Below are 21,414 nucleotides of genomic sequence, written 5' to 3' on the forward strand. Positions count from 1 at the left end.
CAGAATTTGAAGTTTCTTGGGTATCAGCGAGTTTACGGCTTCAGCTTAGTACAAATCTACACACGCAGATTAACGAGTGGGGAAGACCATGATGCTGCTTTTGATGGGGAAGTGACAATGGAAGTAGGCGCTTCAGACGACAAAAAACCCAGAAAAACTGGGCTTTTTGTTACCATCGAGCTTAATTTACGATGTCATCATCAGATAAGCTCAATGTAAGTCGTTCGTGTGTACTAATGATATGAATGAACTTGGCTATACCTAAATAACATCAACAGGATTTGAAGTTTCTTGGGTATCAGCGAGTTTACGGCTTCAGCTTAGTACAAATCTACACACGCAGATTAACGAGCACGGAAGACAATACGTCCTTTTGTTAGGTCGTAAGGCGTCATTTCAACAGTAACTTTGTCACCTGTTAAAATACGGATGTAGTTTTTGCGCATTTTTCCAGAAATATGTGCAACAACCACGTGACCATTTTCTAGTTCAACACGGAACATTGTGTTTGGTAGCGTATCAAGGACAGTGCCTTGCATTTCAATTACGTCTTCTTTCGCCATGTGTAGCGTATCACCTCTTGGTTAAATTAAACGATGCAGATTTTGCCCAAAAGCGGGGAATAAGTAAAGTTACAAGACAATTTTTTGTTAATTTGTTCTTGTTTTAAGCCAGTACACTTCAATTTTCTGCTTGGATGCTACTACACAAAGCAACAATATGGATGAGTGGTAGCGATAAGGTGTGGATTCTACCACAACTATTTCGACTAGTAACGAGTGAATATTAGACTCTTTACGCTTTGGCTTACGTTTTTTGGCTATGATACGTTGAACAGCAGGCTTAAATGTATTGCAATACATAGTAAGGTATTAAGGTTCAATATCTAACCAAATATCTTTCACGAGTTTTTGAGCAGGCAAAAACTGTGTTTTATAACGCATTTTTTTACACTCATCAATTTGGTAACCCAAATACAGATAGGGCTTCCCCTGTTTTGCCGCCTGTTCAATTTGAGCCATAATCATAATCGATCCAATACTTAGTGATTCATAATCAGGGTCGAAAAACGTGTAAATGGCCGATAACGAATTAGGCATTGAGTCAGTGACTGCAACAGCGATAAGTTTATCGTGATGCCATAGCTCAACGAAAACAATATTCATCCACCTGCAAAACAAAAAACTCTCGTATTGTAAATGATTAGGAGGATACATTGAGCCGTCACTATGCCTCAGTGTAATGTACTTTTCATATAGTGGGTAGTATTCGGGGCGCTCTTGGTGACTTATAACAATCTGATAGTCTTGGTTAAGCTTTTTACGTTTACGGCGTTGAGACTTACTGGCTGTAAACTTCGCAGTTAACACTCTAACAGACTGACAAGCGGAGCATGAAGGGCAGTGAGGTCGATAAATTTGATCGCCACTGCGACGAAATCCCAACGCAAGTAGCTGTTCAAACCTATCTGGGCTGTAACAATTTGGGTCGAGAATAACCAGTAACTGTTCCTTCTGTTCAGGTAAATAACTACAACTAAATTGTTGGCTTAGTCCAATTTTAGAGGGAAAGTGTTCATTCATAGATAGCTTTCAGCTCCTGAGGCTGCCACATAGATGATGGGACCTGAAATTGTCCCGCCAATTTAAGTCTAGTCAAAAACTCAGGCCTTGGTATAACTTTTAACCCTAAACTTGTCAGATAAGGGTTTTCTAATTGGCAATCAATAAATGAAGCCTTATGCGCCTTTAGCCAATTAACCAGTGCCCACATCGCCATTTTTGATGTGTTGGGAACGGTATGAAACATAGATTCACCACAAAAAACACCAGACTGCATGATCCCGTATAAACCACCGACTAGCTTTTCCTCATGCCAGACTTCAACGCTGTGTGCGATCCCTTGAATGTGGGCTTGTTGATACGCAGATAGCATGGCATTGGTGATCCAAGTACCTTCAGCAGCCATTCTTTGATCACGGCATGCTTCTATCACTTGATTAAAGGCGGTATTGACTGTAACGGTCGGCTTCAATTTTCGCTGGGCTTTTTTTAATGTTTTACCACAATGAAACTCGTCAAGCTCGAGAATACCACGCTCACTTGGCGTCCACCACATAATAGGTTCTCCCTCGTTAAACCAAGGAAATACGCCATTCGCATAGGCTTGTTTTAATCGCTCAACGCGTAGACACCCACCAACTGCTAACAGTCCGTCAGGTTCTAATAAAGCGTAATGATTGGGTGGAAATCTGAAGTCATTTTTAGACAGGTGAAATAGCTGTTGGACCATCAAGCAAACTACGAATTTGTTATTTACGACAATATAGCAAATTAACCTGAGCTTCGGATAATTAATGCCTTTCTAGCAGCCAGTTTTAGCGCTAACTGCGTTGAATTCACATCCAATAGCCAGCTATTGGTACGTAAATTAACCTTGTTATCCCCAAAACTGTCTGGCTAGAGAAGGGATAACTTCATGTGGTCTTGAAAACAATGAGTCAGCTCATTCCTTATCCAAACCTCAGGTTAATTAAGATGAGGATAACAGGGGGCCGTGAACACAGACCCCTACTTTTTTACGAACAGAAAAGACTACTTTTGGCTATCAAGAAAGCGCTCTGCGTCTAACGCTGCCATACAACCTGTGCCTGCAGAGGTAATAGCTTGGCGATAGATGTGGTCAGAAACGTCACCGGCAGCAAATACTCCCTCAACACTAGTTTGAGTTGCATTACCATTTAGACCAGACTGAACCACCAAGTAGCCATCTTTCATTTCTAACTGGCCTTCAAACATATCTGTGTTTGGTTTATGACCGATAGCGATAAACACGCCTGCAAGGTCAAGCTGCTCAGTTGCATCAGAATCAGTATCCTTAATGCGGATACCTGTTACACCCATTTCATCACCTAATACTTCATCTAGTGTACGGTTTAGGTGAAGCACAACATTACCGTTCGCTGCTTTATCCATTAGGCGATCGGCAAGAATCTTCTCACTGCGAAATGAGTCGCGACGGTGAATAACATGTACTTCTTCCGCGATATTTGAGAGGTAAAGCGCCTCTTCAACTGCAGTGTTACCACCACCTACCACTGCCACTTTTTGGCCTCTGTAGAAGAAACCGTCGCAGGTAGCACAAGCTGATACACCACGACCTTGGAATGCGGTTTCTGATTCAAGTCCTAAGTACTTAGCTGATGCGCCAGTCGCGATAATAAGCGCATCACAGGTATACGTACCTTGGTCTCCTGTTAGCGTGAACGGACGCTTTGTGACATCAACCTTATTGATATGGTCGAAAATGATCTCAGTTTCGAAACGCTCCGCATGCTCTTTCATACGATCCATTAACGCAGGACCCGTCAAGCCATGTGCATCACCAGGCCAGTTTTCAACTTCGGTTGTGGTTGTCAGCTGACCACCTTGCTGCATACCAGTAATTAGCACTGGGTTTAAATTAGCTCGTGCAGCATAAACTGCCGCTGTATAGCCTGCAGGGCCTGAACCTAAAATCAACAGTTTGCAGTGTTTTGCGTCGCTCATGTAATTTTCCTAACTATATATTCTAAAAATTGCGATAAAGCAGAAGTTTGTTCGATTCTATGTAATTCAATAGCGAAGTAAATAAAAAACAGCAAACAGATTTGAAAGAAATTGGCAACTTGTCAAAAAATTTGTACTGTGTTGTTTTTAAATCGTCTATTGAGTAGACAGATTTAACTAAAGCAAACAAAAAAACTTCTCTATTTCATGACCTCTGGAGGTTTTTTTGATATGTTTTAGAGAATTTTGTTTTGCTATCACGAGTTGATAGTCTAATTGAAAAGGTACATATGGCATTTTGGCAAAATACCCCAGGCTTTGGGCTAAGTGCGCAAGATTGTGAGGTGCTAACTGATGCTAAACAATATCATCAGACACTCTTAAAATTAATTTCACAGGCAAAGACGCGCATCTACATAACAGCACTCTATCTTCAGGATGATGAAGCGGGCCGGGAAGTGCTACATGCGTTGCATCAGGCCGCACAACAAAATCCAGCTTTAGATGTCAAAGTTTTGGTTGATTTTCATCGAGCCCAGCGTGGTCTAATCGGAGCTGAAAAGTCAGAAGGCAATGCCAAACTATATTGCGATTTGAAAGCGCAGTTAGGCACGCAAGTTGAAGTGTATGGTGTGCCTGTAAAAGCAAAAGAGCTATTTGGTGTGTTGCACCTTAAGGGCTTTGTTTTAGATGATACCGTTTTGTATAGCGGTGCAAGTTTGAACAATGTTTACTTGCATCAAGACGATAAATATCGACTTGATCGTTACTTCTTAATTCAACATCCTGAGTTGGCTGATAGCTTTTGTGATTTTACGGATAAAGTACTGATTGCCTCGGATGCGGTACCAAGATTGGATATTAGACCTCTACCGACACTGCTTGATATTCGAACTGAGCAAAAGCAATTGATGAAGCAGCTTAAAAAAGCCAGTTACGATGTCTCTAAAGCAACAAGTTGGAGCGGGTTAACTGTGAGGCCTTTTTTGGGTTTTGGCCGAAGAACAAATAAACTAAACCGTTTAATCAAAGCGTTATTTGACACCACAGAGCAAGAGTTGGTGCTGTACACGCCATATTTTAACTTTCCTGCGCCTTTACTGCGCTCATTAAGACGTTTGTTAAAAACAGGTAAAAAGGTAACGATTGTTGTGGGTGACAAGACCGCAAATGATTTTTACATTAGCCCTGATCAGCCATTTAACCGTATTGCCGCATTGCCATATTTATACGAGACGATTTTGTATAAGTTCGTAAAATCGCAGCGTCGTTATATCAATTCAGGCTTGCTTGATGTTTACCTTTGGCAAGACGGTAATAATTCATTCCACCTAAAAGGTGTAAGCAGAGATGGCAATACGCATTTAATGAGTGGCCATAACCTCAACCCGCGAGCATGGGGGCTAGATATTGAAAACGGTATTTTAATTGAAGACCCTGAGCAGGCAATTCTTCCTCAAATCGAGCTAGAAAAGCAAGCAGTTCTGCAACATTGTCGACGTCTCAATGGTCATGAGGATCTAGAAACGATAGCAGACTACCCAGCGCCCGTTAAAAAGTTATTAGGGCAAGCGAAGCGGGTGAAGGTAGACTTTATTATTAAGCGTTTTATTTGATTAGTTTTTAGTTATATCACATTACAGTTTGCATAAATAAAAAGGGACGGTTGTCCCTTTTTATTTACCAGTTTATTACTCTGTTACTGTTGCTTGTACGCGTCATTGTGCGAGCTTGCTGCGCGACCAGAAGGGTCTGCATTATGTTGAAATGACGAATCCCAAGCGAGGGCTTCAGGGGTTGAGCATGCAACTGATTTGCCATGTGGCACGCATTTGGCCGCAGCCTCTCCAGGAAAATGTGATTCAAAAATAGTACGATAATAGTAAGCTTCTTTGCTGTCAGGAGTATTAATTGGGTAACGGTAATGCGCGTTTTCCAGATCAGAATCACTTACCTGTTGAGCGACATAGTCTTTCAGCGAATCTATCCAACTGTATCCTACACCATCAGAGAATTGCTCTTTTTGACGCCAAAGCACCTCATTTGGCAAGTAACCGTCGAAGGCTTCACGAATAATATGCTTCTCGATCCGTCCATCTTTACACATTTTATAGTCAGGGTTCGTACGCATTGCAATATCGATAAACTCTTTATCTAAGAATGGCACTCGTGCTTCTACGCCCCAAGCGGCCATTGATTTGTTTGCACGTAAACAGTCAAACATGTGGAGTTTAGAAACTTTACGGTTGAGTTCGTTGTGGAACTCCTCAGCGTTTGGCGCTTTATGGAAATATAAATAACCACCAAATAGCTCATCAGCACCTTCGCCTGACAGCACCATTTTAATACCCATAGCTTTGATATAGCGAGCCATTAGATACATAGGTGTAGAAGCCCGAATTGTGGTCACATCATACGTTTCAAGATGATAGACCACTTCTTTAAGGGCATCGATCCCTTGTTGTACAGTAAAGTGAATAGGGTGGTGTATCGTGCCGATTTTATCGGCTACCTTTTGTGCCGCGGCCAGATCGGGTGAGCCGGCTAAACCAATAGAGAAAGAATGGAGTTTTGGCCACCACGCATCAGAAGCGCCATCGTCTTCAATACGCTTTGCCGCAAACTGTTGTGTAATGGCTGAGATGACAGAAGAGTCAAGACCACCTGATAGCAGCACACCATATGGAACATCACACATAAGCTGACGTTTAACAGCTGCCTCTAATCCATTTTTAACCGCTTCAGGGCTAGCATCGTTGCTTTTAACTGCTTTAAAATCTTGCCAGTCGCGTTGATAATAAGGTCTAGCACCCCCTTCTTTAGAGTACCAGTAATGGCCGGGAGGAAACTCTTCGATTTGTGTACAAATTGGTGTGAGCGCCTTCATTTCGCTTGCAACATAGAGGTTTCCACTCTGATCTCTTCCAGTGTACAGTGGAATAATACCAATGTGGTCGCGACCAATTAAAAAAGCATCTTCGGTCTCATCGTAAAGACAAAACGCAAAAATCCCATTTAGGTCGTCTAAAAACTCAGGCCCCTTTTGTTTGTATAGTGCCAAGATGACTTCACAATCGGACTCTGTTTGAAATTCAAATGGCACAGTGAGTGATGCTGCGAGTTCTTTATGGTTATAAATTTCACCATTGACCGCTAAAATATTGGTTTTTTCTGGGTTAAATAGTGGCTGTGCGCCACTAGATACTCCAACAATTGCTAAGCGCTCGTGCACCAATATTGCTTTTTCACTTGAATAAACACCAGACCAGTCAGGACCGCGGTGTCGGAGCTTCTTGGACATCTCAATCGCTTGTTCGCGCAGCGCTAAGGGGTCGGTCTTGATATCAAGTACGCCAAAAATTGAACACATAATTCCTCATTCCTATTGATGTGTTGATTTTAATAATAAATTATTATTACCAATGCTGAAAAATCACATTGGGTTCTCTCTGTTCTATCAAAAATAAATTGATAAGTCACACAATGAAATAGGAAAAATGTGAATTTTTTGTGATTTAAAATGGTGCAACATTGCACCATTTCGGGGTATTAAGTGTTAGTGTGTTGTGCCTGCAACAAGCTTTATATCTTGCTTCTGAGTGATAGCGCTAGTTATAAGTATTTTTATCCCTTTAACAAGTGTATCGATTTCCATACTAGGTGCACCTCTGTGGTGCGCAGCTTGAGATGGTAAATAAGGGATATGGACAAAGCCTCCTCGACAAGCCAATTCGTGAGTGCTTAAGTAATGCAATAATCCATACATAACATGATTGCACACGTATGTTCCGGCAGTGTGAGAAATACTTGTAGGAACGCCCGCCTGTATTGCGCTCTTAAGCATGCTTTTAATAGGCAGTGTTGTAAAATAAGCATCTGGACCGTGTGCAACAACAGGGGTGTCTATGGGCTGATTACCTGCGTTATCAGCGATCCTTGCATCATTAATATTTATAGCGATGCGCTCGATAGAAATATCACAGCGACCACCAGCTTGCCCCAAGCAAATCACGACACTTGGATGATACTTATCAATCGCTTTGGTTAATGAGGCAATACTGGTATCGAACTCACAAGGGAGTTCTTTTGTGTGTATTATGTGCCCTTCAAGGGTTTCCCCCTCAAGTTGCTGTGCTAATTGCCATGAAGGATTGATTGACTCACCGTCAAAAGGGGTGAATCCGGTGATGAGGACACAGGGCTTACTGTAACTGGACATTAAAAAACCACTCCATACATCAGGAAAATATTAATTATCAATAAAGTTATAGCAGTGGGTATTTGCACTTTAATGACTTGGTATTTATCTTTTAAATCTAGCAGTGCCGCTGGCACGATATTAAAGTTAGCAGCCATAGGGGTCATGAGTGTACCGCAATACCCTGAGTACATGCCAATAGCAACTAAAGGCGCAGGGGCTGCTCCGTGGCCTTGAATTAAAAAAGGTAAGGCAACGCCTGCTGTCATCACAGGAAATGCCGCGAACGCATTTCCCATTATCATAGTGAATAACGCCATACCCACGCAATACAGGGCAACCAGCATAAACCGGTTATCAGGGGAGATAAACAGTGTAACTAAATCTTGAATTGCCGTGCCTGTATTTGCAACAATAAAGACACCGCCAAGCATAGCAAGCATTTGCGGCAGAATAGCAGCCCAGCCTATGGAGTCGACTAAACGGCGAGATTCAGACAGCGCTTGCAAAGGACTGCCCTTAGTAATTTTCCAACTTATCAATAATGCTACAGTACAAGCCAGTGTTAACGCTGAAAGTGTCACATGACTTTGGTCAAAAAAGTACAGCGTACCTAAGTGAAGATCATCAAGAATAATGGTGCAGATCACAGTAACAATTGGAATAATTACAGCTGGGATGAATAATTTGTTGCCAAAGCGTTTGGCATCTAGCGCCTTGAACTGCTCATCAGGTACGTCGTGGGTGCCTATTGAGACCATATTCATTCCCGCTAACAGGGCAATAACAATCACGCTCACACCAACCCATAAATAGGTGATCTGTTCACCAATTAAAGTGATAGAAACATCGCCAAACATAAAAACAGAGCCAAAAAGAAACCAAAACAGCGCAGTGCTTAAACGCTTTGGGTGGGCGCTATCTTGTAGGGTTTTTATCACCAAAAACATGACGATAAAACCGATGAGTAAATAAATATTGTTAATAGATAGGAGTGCTAGAGGCTCTGGCGCTTGCTCTACAGACTTCATAACGAGCCCTCCTCAAACATAGTGGTGCTATCGTCAGTAGCACTGGCTTGCTTAGTTTGCTGCTGGCAACGGGCGATTTCGGTACGAATTTTTGCCTCAAATCGCGCAAGGCGAAATAAGTGAACCACTAACGCGGCAATCGCAGTGGGAATTGCCCAAAGACCAATATGTAATGGCTCTATTCCGGCGATGCCATTTTCTTTTAAAAACGCGTCCATTAGCAATACGGCGCCAAAGGCAATAAAAATATCCTCGCCGAAGAATACGGCAATATTATCACAGGCTGCAGCATGGGCACCTATCATATCCTTAACGGCTTGTGGTAAGTCACCATACTGGTTTGCTGCTGCACCTACTGCCATAGGCGCAAGTAGAGGGCGTACGGTTTGTGCTTGACCAGCTAAATTAATCAGTCCAAGTGCTGCTGCACATTCACGTACAACAAAATAGATACTTAAGATCCGCGAAGTCGTGGCACCTTTGATACTGGCTACCCAAGTTTTAGCGCGTTGCTGAAGCCCATAGCGCTCAAGAATAGCAATGACGGGTAAAATAAGTAGGAAGCTTGCTAGTTGACGAGAGTTCATAAACTTTTCACCAAATGTGGCTATTAAGGCGATAAAATCAATACCAACGGCAAATCCGGTCACTAAACCAGCGGCAGTGACAACCAACAGAGGGTTAAAACGCATTGCAAAGCCAAGAACAATGACTGCAATACCAGAAAGGGGAAGAAAGTTAATCTCATTCATATTGTTATTCTTTTTTATTGAGTGCTAACCTTAGCTGATTAAGGTGTGATTTTACTCTATGTCGCTGCTTGGCAGCATGAGTTGTAGACGTTGATTTTAGATGCAGACAATCACCGGCACTCAGTTGGCTGAGATGGCGCATATCTGCTTCTGTGATCACACCAATAATTGGATAACCACCTGTAGTCTGGCAATCATTCATTAAAATTATAGGCTCACCACTTGGAGGAAGCTGAATGACGCCTGGGTGAACGGCTTGTGTTGCAATGCTGTGATTATGTGTTAGTGCCTTGTGACTGCTGAGCCTGATACCCATACGATTACTGTTAGCATGCACTTTCCAGATGGTTTGGTTCAATATATCAAAGACGAGAGGTGAGACTAGTTGTGCATGGGGGCCAGGAGTAAAATGAATGAGCTTTTCATAGCTCGGTTGCAATGCACCAAGAGCGGGTTTTGCCTGCGCTTGTTGATAATACAGTTTATCACCCACCTTTAATGCTCGACCATGCAGCCCACCAAAGCCTGCCATGAGATCGGTGGAGTAGCTGCTAAGCTGCTGGTCAATATTAAGAAATCCACCTTCAACCAGCAGGTAAGCACGTACGCCATCTCTACTTTGCTTAAAGCTTAGTCTATCGCCAGCTTTGGCGCTGTAGCGCCAACATGGATATATATCTGTATCATTCAAGCAAGCATTAAGATCTGCGCCAGCAATAACAAAATTAGCCGGAGCGTGAAATATAAATTCGCATAACCCTATTGTGATCTCAATGGCCGCTGTATTTTCATGATTTGCTAGTAAAGCGTTAGCAAGACGTAGTGCTAGAGGGTCTAATACGCCAGCTTGACTAACACCGAGGTGGCGCATTCCACGCCTACCAAGATCTTGTACACTCGACAGTGGCCCTGGTTTAATAACTTCTAACATGACTTCTCCACAAAACGCACTGTATCACCAGGCTGCAACAAACACACTGATTCTGACTCTGCGTCAAATAATGTTGAGTCTGTCTGCCCCAACAGATGCCACCCGCCAGGTGAGCCACAAGGATATACAGCAGTGTAACTATCTGCAATTGCGATGCTACCTTTGGGAACATGAGTTATAGGGGTTGATTTTCTGGGAAGGTGGAGTTGAGCTGGCAGACTTGAAAGATAAGCAAATCCGGGTAAAAACCCCATAAATTGCACTTGATAATCGACACTGGTGTGGAGGCGAATAAGTTGTTCATGCGTCAGTGCTAATCGGTTTGCTACATCGCCAAAGTCTTGACCAAATTCACCCCCATAATTCACGGAGATATGGTGCAGCTTGGACTCGAACGAATCCATCTCAAGGTCATTCCATTTTTCTACGATTACTTGTTGCCATTGCTTTATTTTTTCTGGGTTGATTAGATATGCCGTAATTGAAGACATCGCGGGAACGACATCAATAAAGGCATCGCTACTATCTAGCCATTTTTTTAATGCAAAAAGCTTTTGATTAAGCTTTGGTTGCGTCGCTATGTGGCAAGCCACATCAATTACAATCGCGCGCTCTCCCAATAGATAACAGCTGACATTGGTCATAGAAAACAAAGTATTACTTTAGTAAAAATTATGTTTCTTATAACACACCTTGTAATTTAAACGAAGCGATTACGTTTACTGAGTACTTTTCGATGAATAACCTGAACTAGGGGTGAGAAGTGACTGAATTAGCTAGGATACCAAAGCGCAAAAGGCGTAATGCCGCTTTAGCCAGACTAATATAAGGCAAACTTATTCGCCAATAGCTAGCCTATTGGCAGTGAACTCTACGTGGTTAGAGATACAAATTTTCTAAAAAGCTTTAATTATTAGTAAATTAGGTTAAATAATAAAGCCGCGATATTCGCGGCTTTACTTTAGCTTAACTAGAAGTAAGGCTATTTATTATTGAGTAACCATTGGCTTAAAAGACGAACGCCATATCCAGTACCACCGGTTGGGGTTTCATCTTTAGCTGAGCTTGATAATGCGTTTCCAGCAATATCAAGGTGAACCCATCTAGTATCACCAGCAAATTGCTGTAAGAAAGTAGCAGCAGTTGTGGCACCTGGGCCACCAGAGCCCACGTTTTGGAAGTCTGCAATGTCAGACTTTAGTTTTTCTTTGTAGCCAAGCGGTAAGCGCCATACGTTCTCGTTAACTACTTTACCAGCATTAGTGAATTGAGTGATTAACGCATCATCCTCAGAGAATATCGCAGAGTAATCATTGCCTACTGCACGGATCTTTGAGCCTGTTAGTGTTGCAACATCAACCATGATCTCTGGACTATAAAATTTACGTGCGTACCACATCGCATCAGACAGCACTAATCGGCCTTCAGCGTCAGTGTTTACGACTTCTACACTGATCCCCTCAGCGGTGCGAAGTACATCTCCAGGTGCGATTGCATACTGGGAAACCATGTTAGCAGCCATACCCATTACGGCTACAACGTTAACATCTGCTTTGCTAAGTGCCATTGCTTTTACGGTGCCAAGTACCGCTGCAGCACCCGCCATATCTGACTTCATGCGTGCTATAGAGGCACCCGTTTTGATGCTGTAACCACCAGAGTCGAAGGTGATCCCTTTGCCCACAAGGGCAATCGGTGTTTCGTTGTTTCCCTTATAATGTGCAACAACCAAACGTGAACCGTGCTCACTGCCTCGACCGACACCTTCAAGTGCGCCCATGCCCAGCTCTTTTAGCGCTTCAGGTGCAAGAATTTTTACTTCAACACCGTATTGCTCAAGCTCTTTTGCCGCATTTGCAAAGTCAACAGGAGTCATTTCAGTGGCAACTTCAGACGTCAAATCACGCGCTAAAAATACGCCTTGTTGAATGTGTGCAAGCTTTTGATAATGCGATTGAGCAGCTTTTTTATCTGCAACATCTAAGTGATAGCTGACGTTGAAGGTCTTTGGTTCTTTTTTATAAACTTCAAAAGTATGGTCACGTAAGTTTGCACCGTGCGCAAACTGTGCGGCTAGTTCAGCATTAGAGAGTTTGCCGTTCACCTCATCAAAAGCGATTGCAACATTTTCAAGCTTTTTAGCTTCAAACTTAGCATGCAAGTTACCGCCAAGCTTGGTCAACTTACTTGCATCAAGTTGCTCTGATTCACCCAAACCAACGATGAAGATGCGTTTATAATCAGAGTCTACGGGAGCTAGTACCTCTACCGTTTTGCCATAAGCACCTTTGAAATCTTCAGCAGCAATTGCACGCTGTAATTGCTTGCGAGTATCTTTGTCTAAAAACTTTAAGTTACTTTGATTTTCGCCTGCTTGAAAAATAACCAGAGCATCAGCGTCTGAAAGTGTTGAGTTAAACTTAAAGTCAGCAGCATTTGCTGAAGCTAGGCTGGCAACTGCTAGCGCTAGAGCAGAAAAGCGCGTAGTCAATGACATATTTTTATCCTCAGATAACTAAAACTGCGCCGTTTTTACCTTAAATAGATAAAATTAGACACTATTTGTCGTTGAAGTAACAGGTTTTACCGTTCAGTGACATTTGGTAAGCGGCTTGTCATTCCAATACCCAAGAGCGTAATAAATATGTATAAACCAAGTAACGCATTAATTGAGAATACTGAAGCGATAATCCCAAGTAGGCTTGTTAATAATAATATGATACCGATCATCGTATTGCTCAACGTAACATAACTAGTCCGTTTATTGCCGTCGGCCATGTCTACAACATATGTTTTTCGGCCAACTCTGACGCCTTGGTGAGCAATTGCAATTACAAAGTAGCAAAGTGGAATAAACCATACTTGTGTTAAAACGCTAGGGTAGAGTACAGAGGCGATGAGTACTGTTAGCGTTACGACAATGGTGAGTATTGCACCGAGTATCATGACTTGTTTGCTCGACTTGTCTGCAAGACGCCCCCAAAAGGCCCCACTGGTTAGGCTTGCAACTCCTGAAACACCTAACAAAATTGCTAACACCCAGACTGCATTACTGATATTTTGTTGCGCCAACACAGTGAAGTAAGGAGGTATAAGTGCAGAGCTTAATAATAACCCCCGCGCAAATATAAAATTTCTAAGCATACGGTCTGTTTTCAGTAGTGTAAGCTCTTGTTTGATCTTGTATAGGCCATTTTCACCGCCGTCTGTCGCACCTGCATACTCATTAATTTGCGCAAAAATAAATGCGCTAATAATCCAAAAAACGGCTGCAAGCAGCAAAGTGAGGACAAAGTTAATGTTGCCAAACTCGGTTGCAGCGTAAAATAAGCCAACGCCAAAAGTGACGGTGACAAGTCCACTAATGGATGCGGCTTGACCACTTAATTGCCCGCGTTTTTGTTTTGGGATCGTTTTCCCTAACACATCTTTTGAAGATACTGAACTTAGGCTTCTTGCGACACTAAAAACTATTAATAGCCCAAGTACAAGCCACGGATACAGTAAGTTTTCAGTTTGTTGCCATGCCAAGGCTGCCATTAAAATAACACAACCCGACTGTATCAGTGCACCGAGTGACCATAGCAATTTGCGTTTTGCATGTTGTCTTACCCATTGTCCAATGAACAGTTGAGGGATAAGTGAACCTGATTCTCTAATCGGCACTAACGCTGAAATCATAAAAGCGGGGGCTCCGAGGGATTGCATCAGCCATGGCAGGGTTATTTTTGGGTTGAGTAGTGCATCCGCTAATTTGCTAAAAAGTTGACTTAGTAAGATTAGAACATAGTTGCCAGGCACCTCTTTACACGCTTTGTCGTCGATGGCCTTACAAGCTCGGGCTTCATCGTCATTGGTCAATTTTTGATAGATACTTTCACTGAACTTATCCACACCGTTTTCCTTGTTATTGCCGCTGCTATAGCGGCTGCTATAAATGTAATACTCAAATCATGACAGAGGGAAGATGAAAGAATCATTAACTTCTGTCGGTCTGATCCAATACGTAAGAAATAGCATTTAGTTTATATCTACTTTGTGTACTTACAGCGAGAAAGGTGCTCGTTATTGCAAGGTTAGTTAATAGCGCATGTATTGTGAGAGGTGAAAAATGAAAATGGTGTATCTTGCTATGGCAGCAGGGGGGTTGATTTTGGCGGGCAGTGCAATCACTGCAACCGCGGGCACTGGTATGCCAGAGCCTAAAGTAGATGGCGCGAGTAACCATATAAAAACGTTAGTCCTTGGCTCAGGTTGTTTTTGGGGGCCTGAAAAGCGTTATGAGAAAATGACCGGTGTGATTGACGCTGAATCAGGTTATGCTGATGGCAAAGGCTTTACCCCAACATATAAAGAAATCATCAAGGCAAGTCGACGATTTGATGAGAATAATTATGCTGAGGTAGTGAAAGTTACATACAATGCAAATTTATTGACGACAGAAGCCTTGTTGAAATCGTATTTTGAGAGCCATGACCCTACCCAAAGTAATCGACAAGGAAATGATGTGGGAACTCAATATCGCTCGATTATACTGTATTCAGATACGCAGCAGGGTGATACGGCTGAGGCACTAAAAGTGCAGTTTCAGCAACGCCTGAGTAATGCGGGTTTTGGCAAGATCCAAACTTCTATTAAGCCACTCAGAAAGTTTTACCCAGCTGAGGAGTACCATCAAAACTATTTAGCTAAAAACCCGAATGGCTATTGCCCAGATCACAGTACTGGCGTGACCTTTGAAAAAGCTGAAAAAGCTGAGGTTGACAACAGCTTGCTCTTAACGGGAAAGCATATTGTGATTATCGACTCTAGGAGCTACTGCCCATACTGTGAAAAGCTTAAAAAAGAGGTCATTAATGATTATCAAGGTGATATTCCGCTGCATTTTCGCTTTGCAGATCAACTCCAAGGTTTAACCATCAAGACCGCAACCTGGGCAACGCCAACGATTCTTTTTACGGAGAATGGTAAAGAATCATATGGTTTCCAGGGGTATATGAAAAGGAGTGACTTCTATAAAGTACTAGGGGCTTTTAAACTAGGGCGCTCTGAGGCTTTTAATATTGCCTTTCAAAAGGGAACAGAACGGCCGTTCTGTAAACAATACGATATTTTTAAAAATACTCCAGATGGCGTTTTTGTGGATAAACTCAGTGGCAAAGCATTATTTGATACTCGAGATAGATTTAACTCAGGTACTGGTTGGCTCTCTTTTACTCACCCAGTAGAGGGAAGCGTCACCTATCATGAAGACTTTAGTCACGCCATGGTAAGAACCGAAATTCGGTCTAAAAGTAGCGGGATCCATTTAGGTCATGTTTTTAAAAATGAAGGGCCAAAGGGAGAAGACCGTTATTGTATCAACGCCCAAGTACTGGAGTTTAAATTGAGAGATAAGTTCAGCGAATAGCACTCAGTGATAAGCAGATACTTAATATATTTTCATCTAGTAGTGAGCGTATTGCACTTGGTATAAATTAGATTGCCAAAGAGCCAAAATAAGCGTATACATCGCGCTGAATGACAGTTTTAATTTTAGGCATATTTGTGGACTTTTTTTGGGTACTTTTACTCATCACTTTGAGTGCGGTTTTCGCACTCTGTGAAATTTCATTAGCTGCGGCGCGTAAAGTGAAATTACAAACTTTATTTGATCTTGGTGATGTCAGGGCAAAGAAAGTATTGTACTTACAGGCAAACGCGCATCAATTTTTTGCAGCAGTGCAAGTTGTGTTGAACGCATTGGCAATTGTTGCAGGTATGATTGGTGAGTCTGTTTTCACTCCCTATATCCTGCAATTACTCAATTGGGTAGCCAGTTTTATTTTTGCTGATGTTGCAGTGTATGCGTCGATTTTGCTGCAAATTTCCACCGTGCTCTCTTTCTTATTGATCACATCGTTATTTGTACTTTTTGCTGACTTGCTACCCAAGCGAATAGCGATGGTCATTCCTGAAAACATTGCGATGCGCTTTATATCCTTGATGTTAGCAAGTGTTTGGCTGTTTAAGCCGATTATTTGGTTGTTTAATGTCTTTGCTGACTGGATCATTAAATTATTTAATTTACCCAACGAACGAGATGAACAAGTAACACGAGATGATATTTATGCTGTGGTTGACCAGAGCGCAGAGCAAGGTGAGCTGTGTGGACATGAGTACAATATTATTGGGAATGTGCTGGATCTTAACCAAACCAATATTACCCAGGCGATGATCAATCGTGATGCGATTGTGTGGCTGGATGTTCAAGAGTCAGAAGAGAATCTAAGTAGTCTTATCCAGCGTCATAGTTTCCAACAGTATTTACTCTGTGATGGTTCGTTAGATAAAGTGGTTGCTGCACCTGAGGCGAAGCAATTATTAAGTAATATACTCGCTAATCGGCCACTGTTGGATGGTCACGACCATGACTTCCATAAGCCTGTCATATTGTTGGATACATTGAGTCTATCTGATGCACTGGATGGTCTGAAAAGTCATGAAAGCAATTGTGCTGTTGTGATTAATGAGTTTTCTACTGTAGTTGGTATGGTCACACTTTCGAGTATTTTTAATCTGATTGCATTAAAGGATGATCAAGCGATAGAGGCGCAATTTAGACAAAAAGACAACGCTCGTTGGTTGGTACAAGGTGATATGTCGATTAAAGACTTTCAAACTTCAGTGATTGAATATGAGTTCGAGCCAATAGAAGCGATAGAAACGTTAGCAGGATTTGTGATCCATAGACTAAAACATTTTCCAGTGGAAGGAGAGTCACTTCAGGTCGAGGGATTTAAATTTAAAGTAACAGAGCTCCAAGGTTTATCAATTAAGCAGATTGAAGTGATAAAAGAGCCGACAGTGTAAACTCGCTTAATCTTTAAGTATGGATGATAAGCAAACCTTGAAAGCCAATAATGTTGTCCATTATTACTAAGACCTAATATTAAGTTAGATATCTATTGAAAATAACGGGATTATTTTTTGTCGCAACATTTTCATTAATGAAATTTTAATTATTATATTCTTGACCTTGATTATTTTCGGAATAGAATGGCTGCGTTTACGAAGTTCTGGGATTAGATCTTCGTAAACCAAATTAATAATTAAGGATGAACAAAATGAAAAAGTTAATCACTGCACTTGCTGCATTCGTAGCACTATCTGTATCAGCGCAAGAAACCCAAGAAGCAAAAGTACAAGTTGCACAGCAAAATATAAAAATTGTTGCAATTGGTCAAAGTGGCTGGGATCCAATTTGGAGAGAGCCAACTTGCAGCATCCAAAAAACAGATGAAGATGCTGTTGGTAACGCATACATGATCAACCATTATGACATGTGTTTATGCCAAAACAGTAAGAAGGCGAGTTATTTAATTGAAGATACGCAAAGTAACCCAAAACAAGCTGCTGTTATTTGTTACTTAGAGCAATAAGATCTAACCCACTTAATATTGAGTCTGTTTGAGGCATCAAATCTTATTTTAAAGACCTAACTCAAAATAGATAACGACATTAAGTAACTAGTTATAACTAAATTTATTGAAAGCGGAATATTATTATGCTCCGCTTTTTTCGTTTTGTTAGAGTAACCGATATGTATCAAACGGCTAGATATAGCTTTTATCTTTAAAGCCGTTACGTCACAATGTTGATTTAAATAATACGGCAACCCAAAGCAAGGTCTTACGCCTCAACTAGGACTGCACTTTTTCTATCCAAGGCCACAAAAATTTATAGTTTGTCACATTTTTTATCGTTTTCCAGCCATCAATCTGTTTTTGAGTATGATAGTATCCGTTCAGCAGTTTTTTACGAGATAGATTATGTTTCAACCAGTTAGCCTCTTTGTTGGGTTAAGATATAGCCGCGCAGCTAAAGGTAATGCGTTTATATCGTTTATCTCATTTTTCTCTATTGCGGGTATAGCACTTGGGCTGATGAGCTTGATCACGGTAAGTTCGGTTATGAATGGATTTGAGCAGACCCTCAAAGCTGCGATGCTTGATCTGATCCCACATGTGCAAATTAAGGAAAGTGAGCAACTCGATCAGACAAAACTAAAGGCGATAGAAGATCACCCATTAGTCAAGCAAGTATCACCCTATATTACCAGTGATGTGATTTTACAAACCAATCAAGACTTGGTAGGCGTGCAGTTACAGGGGTTGTTTGAAGGGTACGAAAGCGTCCTAGATGATGCTATTCGTGGCGGGAGTCTAACGCGGCTACACAAGCACAAGTACCAAATTGCATTGAGCCGTTATTTGGCAAACAAACTAGGTGTAAGTATTGGTCAGCAAATCCGTATAATTATGCCAGAGTACACCACATATACCCCACTTGGTCGTACACCAACGCAACGTTTATTTACGGTTGCGGCTATTTATGATGGTCAGAGCGAAGCCGATACTTACCTGGCATTTGCAGATGGCAAAAGCTTGCAACGGCTAATGCGCAAAAAGCCAGAGCAATATGATCTCAATATTCAATTATTTGATGCGTTTAATCTACCAGATTTTTATCAACAAGCAGGTCATTTGTTGCAAGGGTTTGATACCCAGGACTGGCAAACTCAGCAAGGTACATTGTTTGCTGCAGTAGCGATGGAAAAGCGCATCATGTCATTGTTATTAGGGTTGATAGTGATCGTGGCGGTGTTCAATATCATCTCAGCGTTGTCAATGATGGTAAGTGAAAAGCAAGGAGAGGTTGCGATTTTACAAACACTTGGCTTCACACCACAAATGATTGCTAAAGTCTTTATGGCACAGGGCATGTATAACGGTATTTTTGGAACGATACTAGGGATTTTTGGTGGGTTATTACTCTCTAATTACATAAATGAAGCATTACATCTTGCCGGTCTTCAGTTGCTTGGCGGCGCTGAACTTCCTGTCAAAATAGAGCAAACAGAATTAATGATCATGGCGATGGGTAGCATTTTACTTAGCTTTTTAGCCACTTTGTACCCAGCCAAACGCGCGTCCAGTGTGCTGCCAGCAGAGGTATTAAGATATGAGTGATTTAGTTATTGACTGTCAAGGTTTGGTTAAAAGTTACCAAGATGGTAAATCCGAAGTAACTGTGTTAAAAGGGGTTGATCTTACTGTCACACAGGGCGAAATGCTAGCTATAGTGGGTAGCTCAGGCTCGGGCAAAAGTACCTTACTACACATTCTAGGCACCTTAGATAAAGCATCTAAAGGTAGTGTGAAAATTAAAGGTGTCGAAGTTGGTCAGCTGTCACGTGCAAAACAAGCTGAATTTAGAAACAAACATTTGGGCTTCATTTATCAGTTTCACCACTTGTTGATGGAGTTTAGTGCGTTAGAAAACGTAGCAATGCCGTTATTGATTAAAGGTTTGAAAACTAAGCAAGCACAAGAAAAAGCATTAAATATGCTCGATAAAGTTGGCCTTAGCCATCGTGCTAACCACAAACCTTCGGAGCTCTCAGGTGGAGAGAGGCAGCGAGTTGCAATTGCCCGAGCGTTAGTAACTGAGCCTGATCTGGTGCTTGCAGATGAGCCTACAGGGAATCTCGATAAGCACAATGCACTTAAAATTTATGATCTCCTGGCTGAGCTTAATCATCACCTTAAAACCAGTTTTGTTGTCGTAACCCATGACTTAGAGCTAGCTGACAAGCTTGGTCGTGCGGTGCAACTGGATGACGGTAAAGTAGGTGTATATCAGGATGCTTAGTTACTTTTTGAGCAAACGCTTTAGAGAGTCTAAGCGTCAGCTTGGCTTTATTGGTTTTCTAACAAGGGCCTCAACTCTTGGCGTCATGCTGGGCATGGCGGTGTTAATTATTGCGCTATCAGTGATAAATGGGTTTGAAGAACAACTAGAGCAGCGGCTGCTTTCTGTGGTCCCGCAAGTGAGTTATCAAGCACCTTATGACCCCATTCAGTCATGGCAACAAAAGGTTGATATTTTGGAAGATCAACGAGGCGTTGTCAGTGCGACTGCTGAAATCAATTTAACCGCAATGGTACAGTATAAAGGTACGTTGAAAGCTACCCAGTTGAAGGGGGTTGTACCGCATAGGCATCACGCAGTCTCAAGTATTGGCGAATTTATCCAAGGAACACAGCTACCAGCGTTGAAGCCGGGTGAAGTCATTATTGGGAAGGGGATCGCAAACAAACTGAACGTCGCGATCGGAGATAATGTGCAGCTATTGGTCGCAAACAAGCACTCCGACAATCCATTGGCTGCACCAAAGCGATTAACTGCCACTGTGGCCGGACTGATTGCCATGGGTGGGCAAGTTGACCAAACATTAGCTTTAGTGCCACTTGGCGCACTGCAAGAGGCGATGGGATTTAGAGAGGATCAGGTAACGGATTTACGAGCGAAAGTGAGTGACGTATTCCAAGCGCAATACATTGCGACATCTGCGGGCAGAGCGTTGCCCGATTTGGTCTATGTATCATCGTGGTTCAGAACACAAGGTGGGCTATATCAAGATATTCAGATGGTACGCACCATTGTTTATCTTGTCGTATTTTTAATTATAGCGGTAGCTAGCTTTAATATCGTGTCTTCCATGGTGATGGAAGTGAAAGAAAAACGAGCCGATATTGCTATTTTAAAAACCATGGGCGCACAAGACAGTACGATTTTTTCGACATTTGCGCTACAAGGCGTGACCTATGCTGGGATCGGTGCACTGCTAGGCACGGTAATTGGCATTTTTATCGCCATCAATATTCCCGATATTTTTAAAGCTTGGATTAGCATGAGCGACGATAACCCGCTGGAAGGTGTTTACTTTATCGAGTACCTGCCTAGTAAAATTATTTGGACTGATATTTACATCAGCCTACTAGCGACGTTTTTTATGGCGGTAGTTGCAAGCTTATATCCAGCTTGGCAGGCTACAAAAACCGATCCTGCCAAAGTACTTGGAAATGGCTAATCGGCAAGAGCAATAGGCGGCCAAAGGCACGCCTATTCC

Annotated in this window: 20 protein-coding genes; 8 read left to right on the forward strand and 12 right to left on the reverse strand. The window is 42.0% G+C overall.

Annotated elements, in window-relative coordinates; translation table 11 throughout:
* The coding region (locus HUZ36_RS00005; RefSeq protein WP_176031674.1) for a hypothetical protein at positions 1-219 on the forward strand (219 nt) is incomplete at its 5' end.
* 125 nt (positions 220-344) lie between these two features.
* Here HUZ36_RS00005 and infA read toward each other — a convergent pair.
* The 4 genes from infA to trxB all read right to left on the reverse strand — a co-directional run bounded on the left by infA (position 345) and on the right by trxB (position 3,548).
* A complete protein-coding gene (gene infA, locus HUZ36_RS00010) occupies positions 345-563 on the reverse strand; it encodes a translation initiation factor IF-1 (RefSeq protein WP_058029687.1) in 219 nt (72 codons plus the stop codon).
* 309 nt (positions 564-872) lie between these two features.
* Positions 873-1,583 carry an arginyltransferase gene (locus HUZ36_RS00015; RefSeq protein WP_125251470.1) on the reverse strand — a complete coding sequence of 237 codons (711 nt, stop codon included), beginning with the start codon at positions 1,581-1,583 and terminating at the stop codon, positions 873-875.
* Positions 1,576-2,292, reverse strand: a complete 717-nt coding sequence (gene aat, locus HUZ36_RS00020; protein ID WP_125251469.1) for a leucyl/phenylalanyl-tRNA--protein transferase — start codon at positions 2,290-2,292, stop codon at positions 1,576-1,578. Before aat ends, HUZ36_RS00015 begins: the two co-directional genes overlap by 8 nt.
* Positions 2,293-2,594: 302 nt before the next feature.
* Positions 2,595-3,548, reverse strand: a complete 954-nt coding sequence (gene trxB / locus HUZ36_RS00025; protein WP_128730270.1) for a thioredoxin-disulfide reductase — start codon at positions 3,546-3,548, stop codon at positions 2,595-2,597.
* A gap of 290 nt (positions 3,549-3,838) precedes the next feature.
* Between trxB and pssA the strand changes: the two genes are divergently transcribed.
* Positions 3,839-5,164, forward strand: a complete 1,326-nt coding sequence (gene pssA / locus HUZ36_RS00030) for a CDP-diacylglycerol--serine O-phosphatidyltransferase (protein ID WP_147389747.1) — start codon at positions 3,839-3,841, stop codon at positions 5,162-5,164.
* Positions 5,165-5,247: 83 nt separating this feature from the next.
* On the opposite strand, the gene asnB is transcribed toward pssA, so the two are convergent.
* The 8 genes from asnB to HUZ36_RS00070 form a co-directional block, all read right to left on the reverse strand.
* Positions 5,248-6,918 carry an asparagine synthase B gene (gene asnB, locus HUZ36_RS00035; RefSeq protein ID WP_176031675.1) on the reverse strand — a complete coding sequence of 557 codons (1,671 nt, stop codon included), beginning with the start codon at positions 6,916-6,918 and terminating at the stop codon, positions 5,248-5,250.
* 186 nt (positions 6,919-7,104) lie between these two features.
* Positions 7,105-7,767 carry a pyroglutamyl-peptidase I gene (gene pcp / locus HUZ36_RS00040; protein ID WP_176031676.1) on the reverse strand — a complete coding sequence of 221 codons (663 nt, stop codon included), beginning with the start codon at positions 7,765-7,767 and terminating at the stop codon, positions 7,105-7,107.
* Entirely contained in the window at positions 7,767-8,777 is a 1,011-nt protein-coding gene (locus HUZ36_RS00045) for a DUF979 domain-containing protein (RefSeq protein WP_176031677.1), read from the reverse strand. The genes pcp and HUZ36_RS00045 overlap by 1 nt, the downstream gene beginning before the upstream one ends.
* Positions 8,774-9,529 (reverse strand): DUF969 domain-containing protein, encoded by a 756-nt coding sequence (locus tag HUZ36_RS00050; RefSeq protein WP_176031678.1) that lies wholly within the window; start codon positions 9,527-9,529, stop codon positions 8,774-8,776. Before HUZ36_RS00050 ends, HUZ36_RS00045 begins: the two co-directional genes overlap by 4 nt.
* Before the next feature lie 4 nt (positions 9,530-9,533).
* Positions 9,534-10,460, reverse strand: a complete 927-nt coding sequence (locus tag HUZ36_RS00055) for a biotin-dependent carboxyltransferase family protein (protein ID WP_176031679.1) — start codon at positions 10,458-10,460, stop codon at positions 9,534-9,536.
* Positions 10,454-11,104 carry a 5-oxoprolinase subunit PxpB gene (gene pxpB, locus HUZ36_RS00060; protein ID WP_176031680.1) on the reverse strand — a complete coding sequence of 217 codons (651 nt, stop codon included), beginning with the start codon at positions 11,102-11,104 and terminating at the stop codon, positions 10,454-10,456. Before pxpB ends, HUZ36_RS00055 begins: the two co-directional genes overlap by 7 nt.
* 338 nt (positions 11,105-11,442) lie before the next feature.
* Positions 11,443-12,957: a leucyl aminopeptidase gene (locus HUZ36_RS00065; protein WP_176031681.1), complete on the reverse strand. Its 1,515-nt coding sequence runs from the start codon at positions 12,955-12,957 to the stop codon at positions 11,443-11,445.
* An 86-nt stretch (positions 12,958-13,043) separates the two neighbouring features.
* Entirely contained in the window at positions 13,044-14,354 is a 1,311-nt protein-coding gene (locus HUZ36_RS00070; RefSeq protein ID WP_176031682.1) for an MFS transporter, read from the reverse strand.
* A 223-nt stretch (positions 14,355-14,577) separates the two neighbouring features.
* On the opposite strand from HUZ36_RS00070, the gene msrA reads away from it, so the two are divergent.
* The 6 genes from msrA (at position 14,578) to HUZ36_RS00100 (ending at position 21,375) form a co-directional block, all read left to right on the forward strand.
* A complete protein-coding gene (gene msrA, locus HUZ36_RS00075) occupies positions 14,578-15,870 on the forward strand; it encodes a peptide-methionine (S)-S-oxide reductase MsrA (protein WP_444428299.1) in 1,293 nt (430 codons plus the stop codon).
* 137 nt (positions 15,871-16,007) lie between these two features.
* Complete coding sequence (locus HUZ36_RS00080; protein WP_176031684.1) at positions 16,008-17,312, forward strand: hemolysin family protein; 1,305 nt, start codon at positions 16,008-16,010, stop codon at positions 17,310-17,312.
* Positions 17,313-17,566: 254 nt separating this feature from the next.
* On the forward strand, positions 17,567-17,881 hold the full coding sequence (locus tag HUZ36_RS00085; protein WP_125251457.1) for a hypothetical protein: 315 nt from the start codon (positions 17,567-17,569) through the stop codon (positions 17,879-17,881).
* A gap of 390 nt (positions 17,882-18,271) precedes the next feature.
* Complete coding sequence (locus tag HUZ36_RS00090) at positions 18,272-19,471, forward strand: lipoprotein-releasing ABC transporter permease subunit (protein WP_176031685.1); 1,200 nt, start codon at positions 18,272-18,274, stop codon at positions 19,469-19,471.
* Entirely contained in the window at positions 19,464-20,153 is a 690-nt protein-coding gene (gene lolD / locus HUZ36_RS00095) for a lipoprotein-releasing ABC transporter ATP-binding protein LolD (protein ID WP_128730253.1), read from the forward strand. The genes HUZ36_RS00090 and lolD overlap by 8 nt, the downstream gene beginning before the upstream one ends.
* Complete coding sequence (locus tag HUZ36_RS00100; protein ID WP_125251454.1) at positions 20,146-21,375, forward strand: lipoprotein-releasing ABC transporter permease subunit; 1,230 nt, start codon at positions 20,146-20,148, stop codon at positions 21,373-21,375. The genes lolD and HUZ36_RS00100 overlap by 8 nt, the downstream gene beginning before the upstream one ends.
* The last annotated feature ends 39 nt before the right edge of the window (positions 21,376-21,414 follow it).

Origin of the sequence: Pseudoalteromonas sp. McH1-7, from assembly GCF_013366255.1 — a bacterium.
GTDB lineage: Bacteria > Pseudomonadota > Gammaproteobacteria > Enterobacterales > Alteromonadaceae > Pseudoalteromonas > Pseudoalteromonas peptidolytica.

Coding starts and splice junctions, on each gene's coding strand:
- HUZ36_RS00050 (WP_176031678.1), bottom strand. CDS start 9,529: ATGAATGAGATTAACTTTCTTCCCCTTTCTGGTATTGCAGTCATTGTT.
- msrA (WP_444428299.1), top strand. CDS start 14,578: ATGGTGTATCTTGCTATGGCAGCAGGGGGGTTGATTTTGGCGGGCAGT.
- HUZ36_RS00015 (WP_125251470.1), bottom strand. CDS start 1,583: ATGAATGAACACTTTCCCTCTAAAATTGGACTAAGCCAACAATTTAGT.
- HUZ36_RS00045 (WP_176031677.1), bottom strand. CDS start 8,777: ATGAAGTCTGTAGAGCAAGCGCCAGAGCCTCTAGCACTCCTATCTATT.
- pxpB (WP_176031680.1), bottom strand. CDS start 11,104: ATGACCAATGTCAGCTGTTATCTATTGGGAGAGCGCGCGATTGTAATT.
- HUZ36_RS00065 (WP_176031681.1), bottom strand. CDS start 12,957: ATGTCATTGACTACGCGCTTTTCTGCTCTAGCGCTAGCAGTTGCCAGC.
- HUZ36_RS00090 (WP_176031685.1), top strand. CDS start 18,272: ATGTTTCAACCAGTTAGCCTCTTTGTTGGGTTAAGATATAGCCGCGCA.
- trxB (WP_128730270.1), bottom strand. CDS start 3,548: ATGAGCGACGCAAAACACTGCAAACTGTTGATTTTAGGTTCAGGCCCT.
- pssA (WP_147389747.1), top strand. CDS start 3,839: ATGGCATTTTGGCAAAATACCCCAGGCTTTGGGCTAAGTGCGCAAGAT.
- HUZ36_RS00055 (WP_176031679.1), bottom strand. CDS start 10,460: ATGTTAGAAGTTATTAAACCAGGGCCACTGTCGAGTGTACAAGATCTT.
- infA (WP_058029687.1), bottom strand. CDS start 563: ATGGCGAAAGAAGACGTAATTGAAATGCAAGGCACTGTCCTTGATACG.
- pcp (WP_176031676.1), bottom strand. CDS start 7,767: ATGTCCAGTTACAGTAAGCCCTGTGTCCTCATCACCGGATTCACCCCT.
- asnB (WP_176031675.1), bottom strand. CDS start 6,918: ATGTGTTCAATTTTTGGCGTACTTGATATCAAGACCGACCCCTTAGCG.
- HUZ36_RS00085 (WP_125251457.1), top strand. CDS start 17,567: ATGAAAAAGTTAATCACTGCACTTGCTGCATTCGTAGCACTATCTGTA.
- aat (WP_125251469.1), bottom strand. CDS start 2,292: ATGGTCCAACAGCTATTTCACCTGTCTAAAAATGACTTCAGATTTCCA.
- lolD (WP_128730253.1), top strand. CDS start 19,464: ATGAGTGATTTAGTTATTGACTGTCAAGGTTTGGTTAAAAGTTACCAA.
- HUZ36_RS00100 (WP_125251454.1), top strand. CDS start 20,146: ATGCTTAGTTACTTTTTGAGCAAACGCTTTAGAGAGTCTAAGCGTCAG.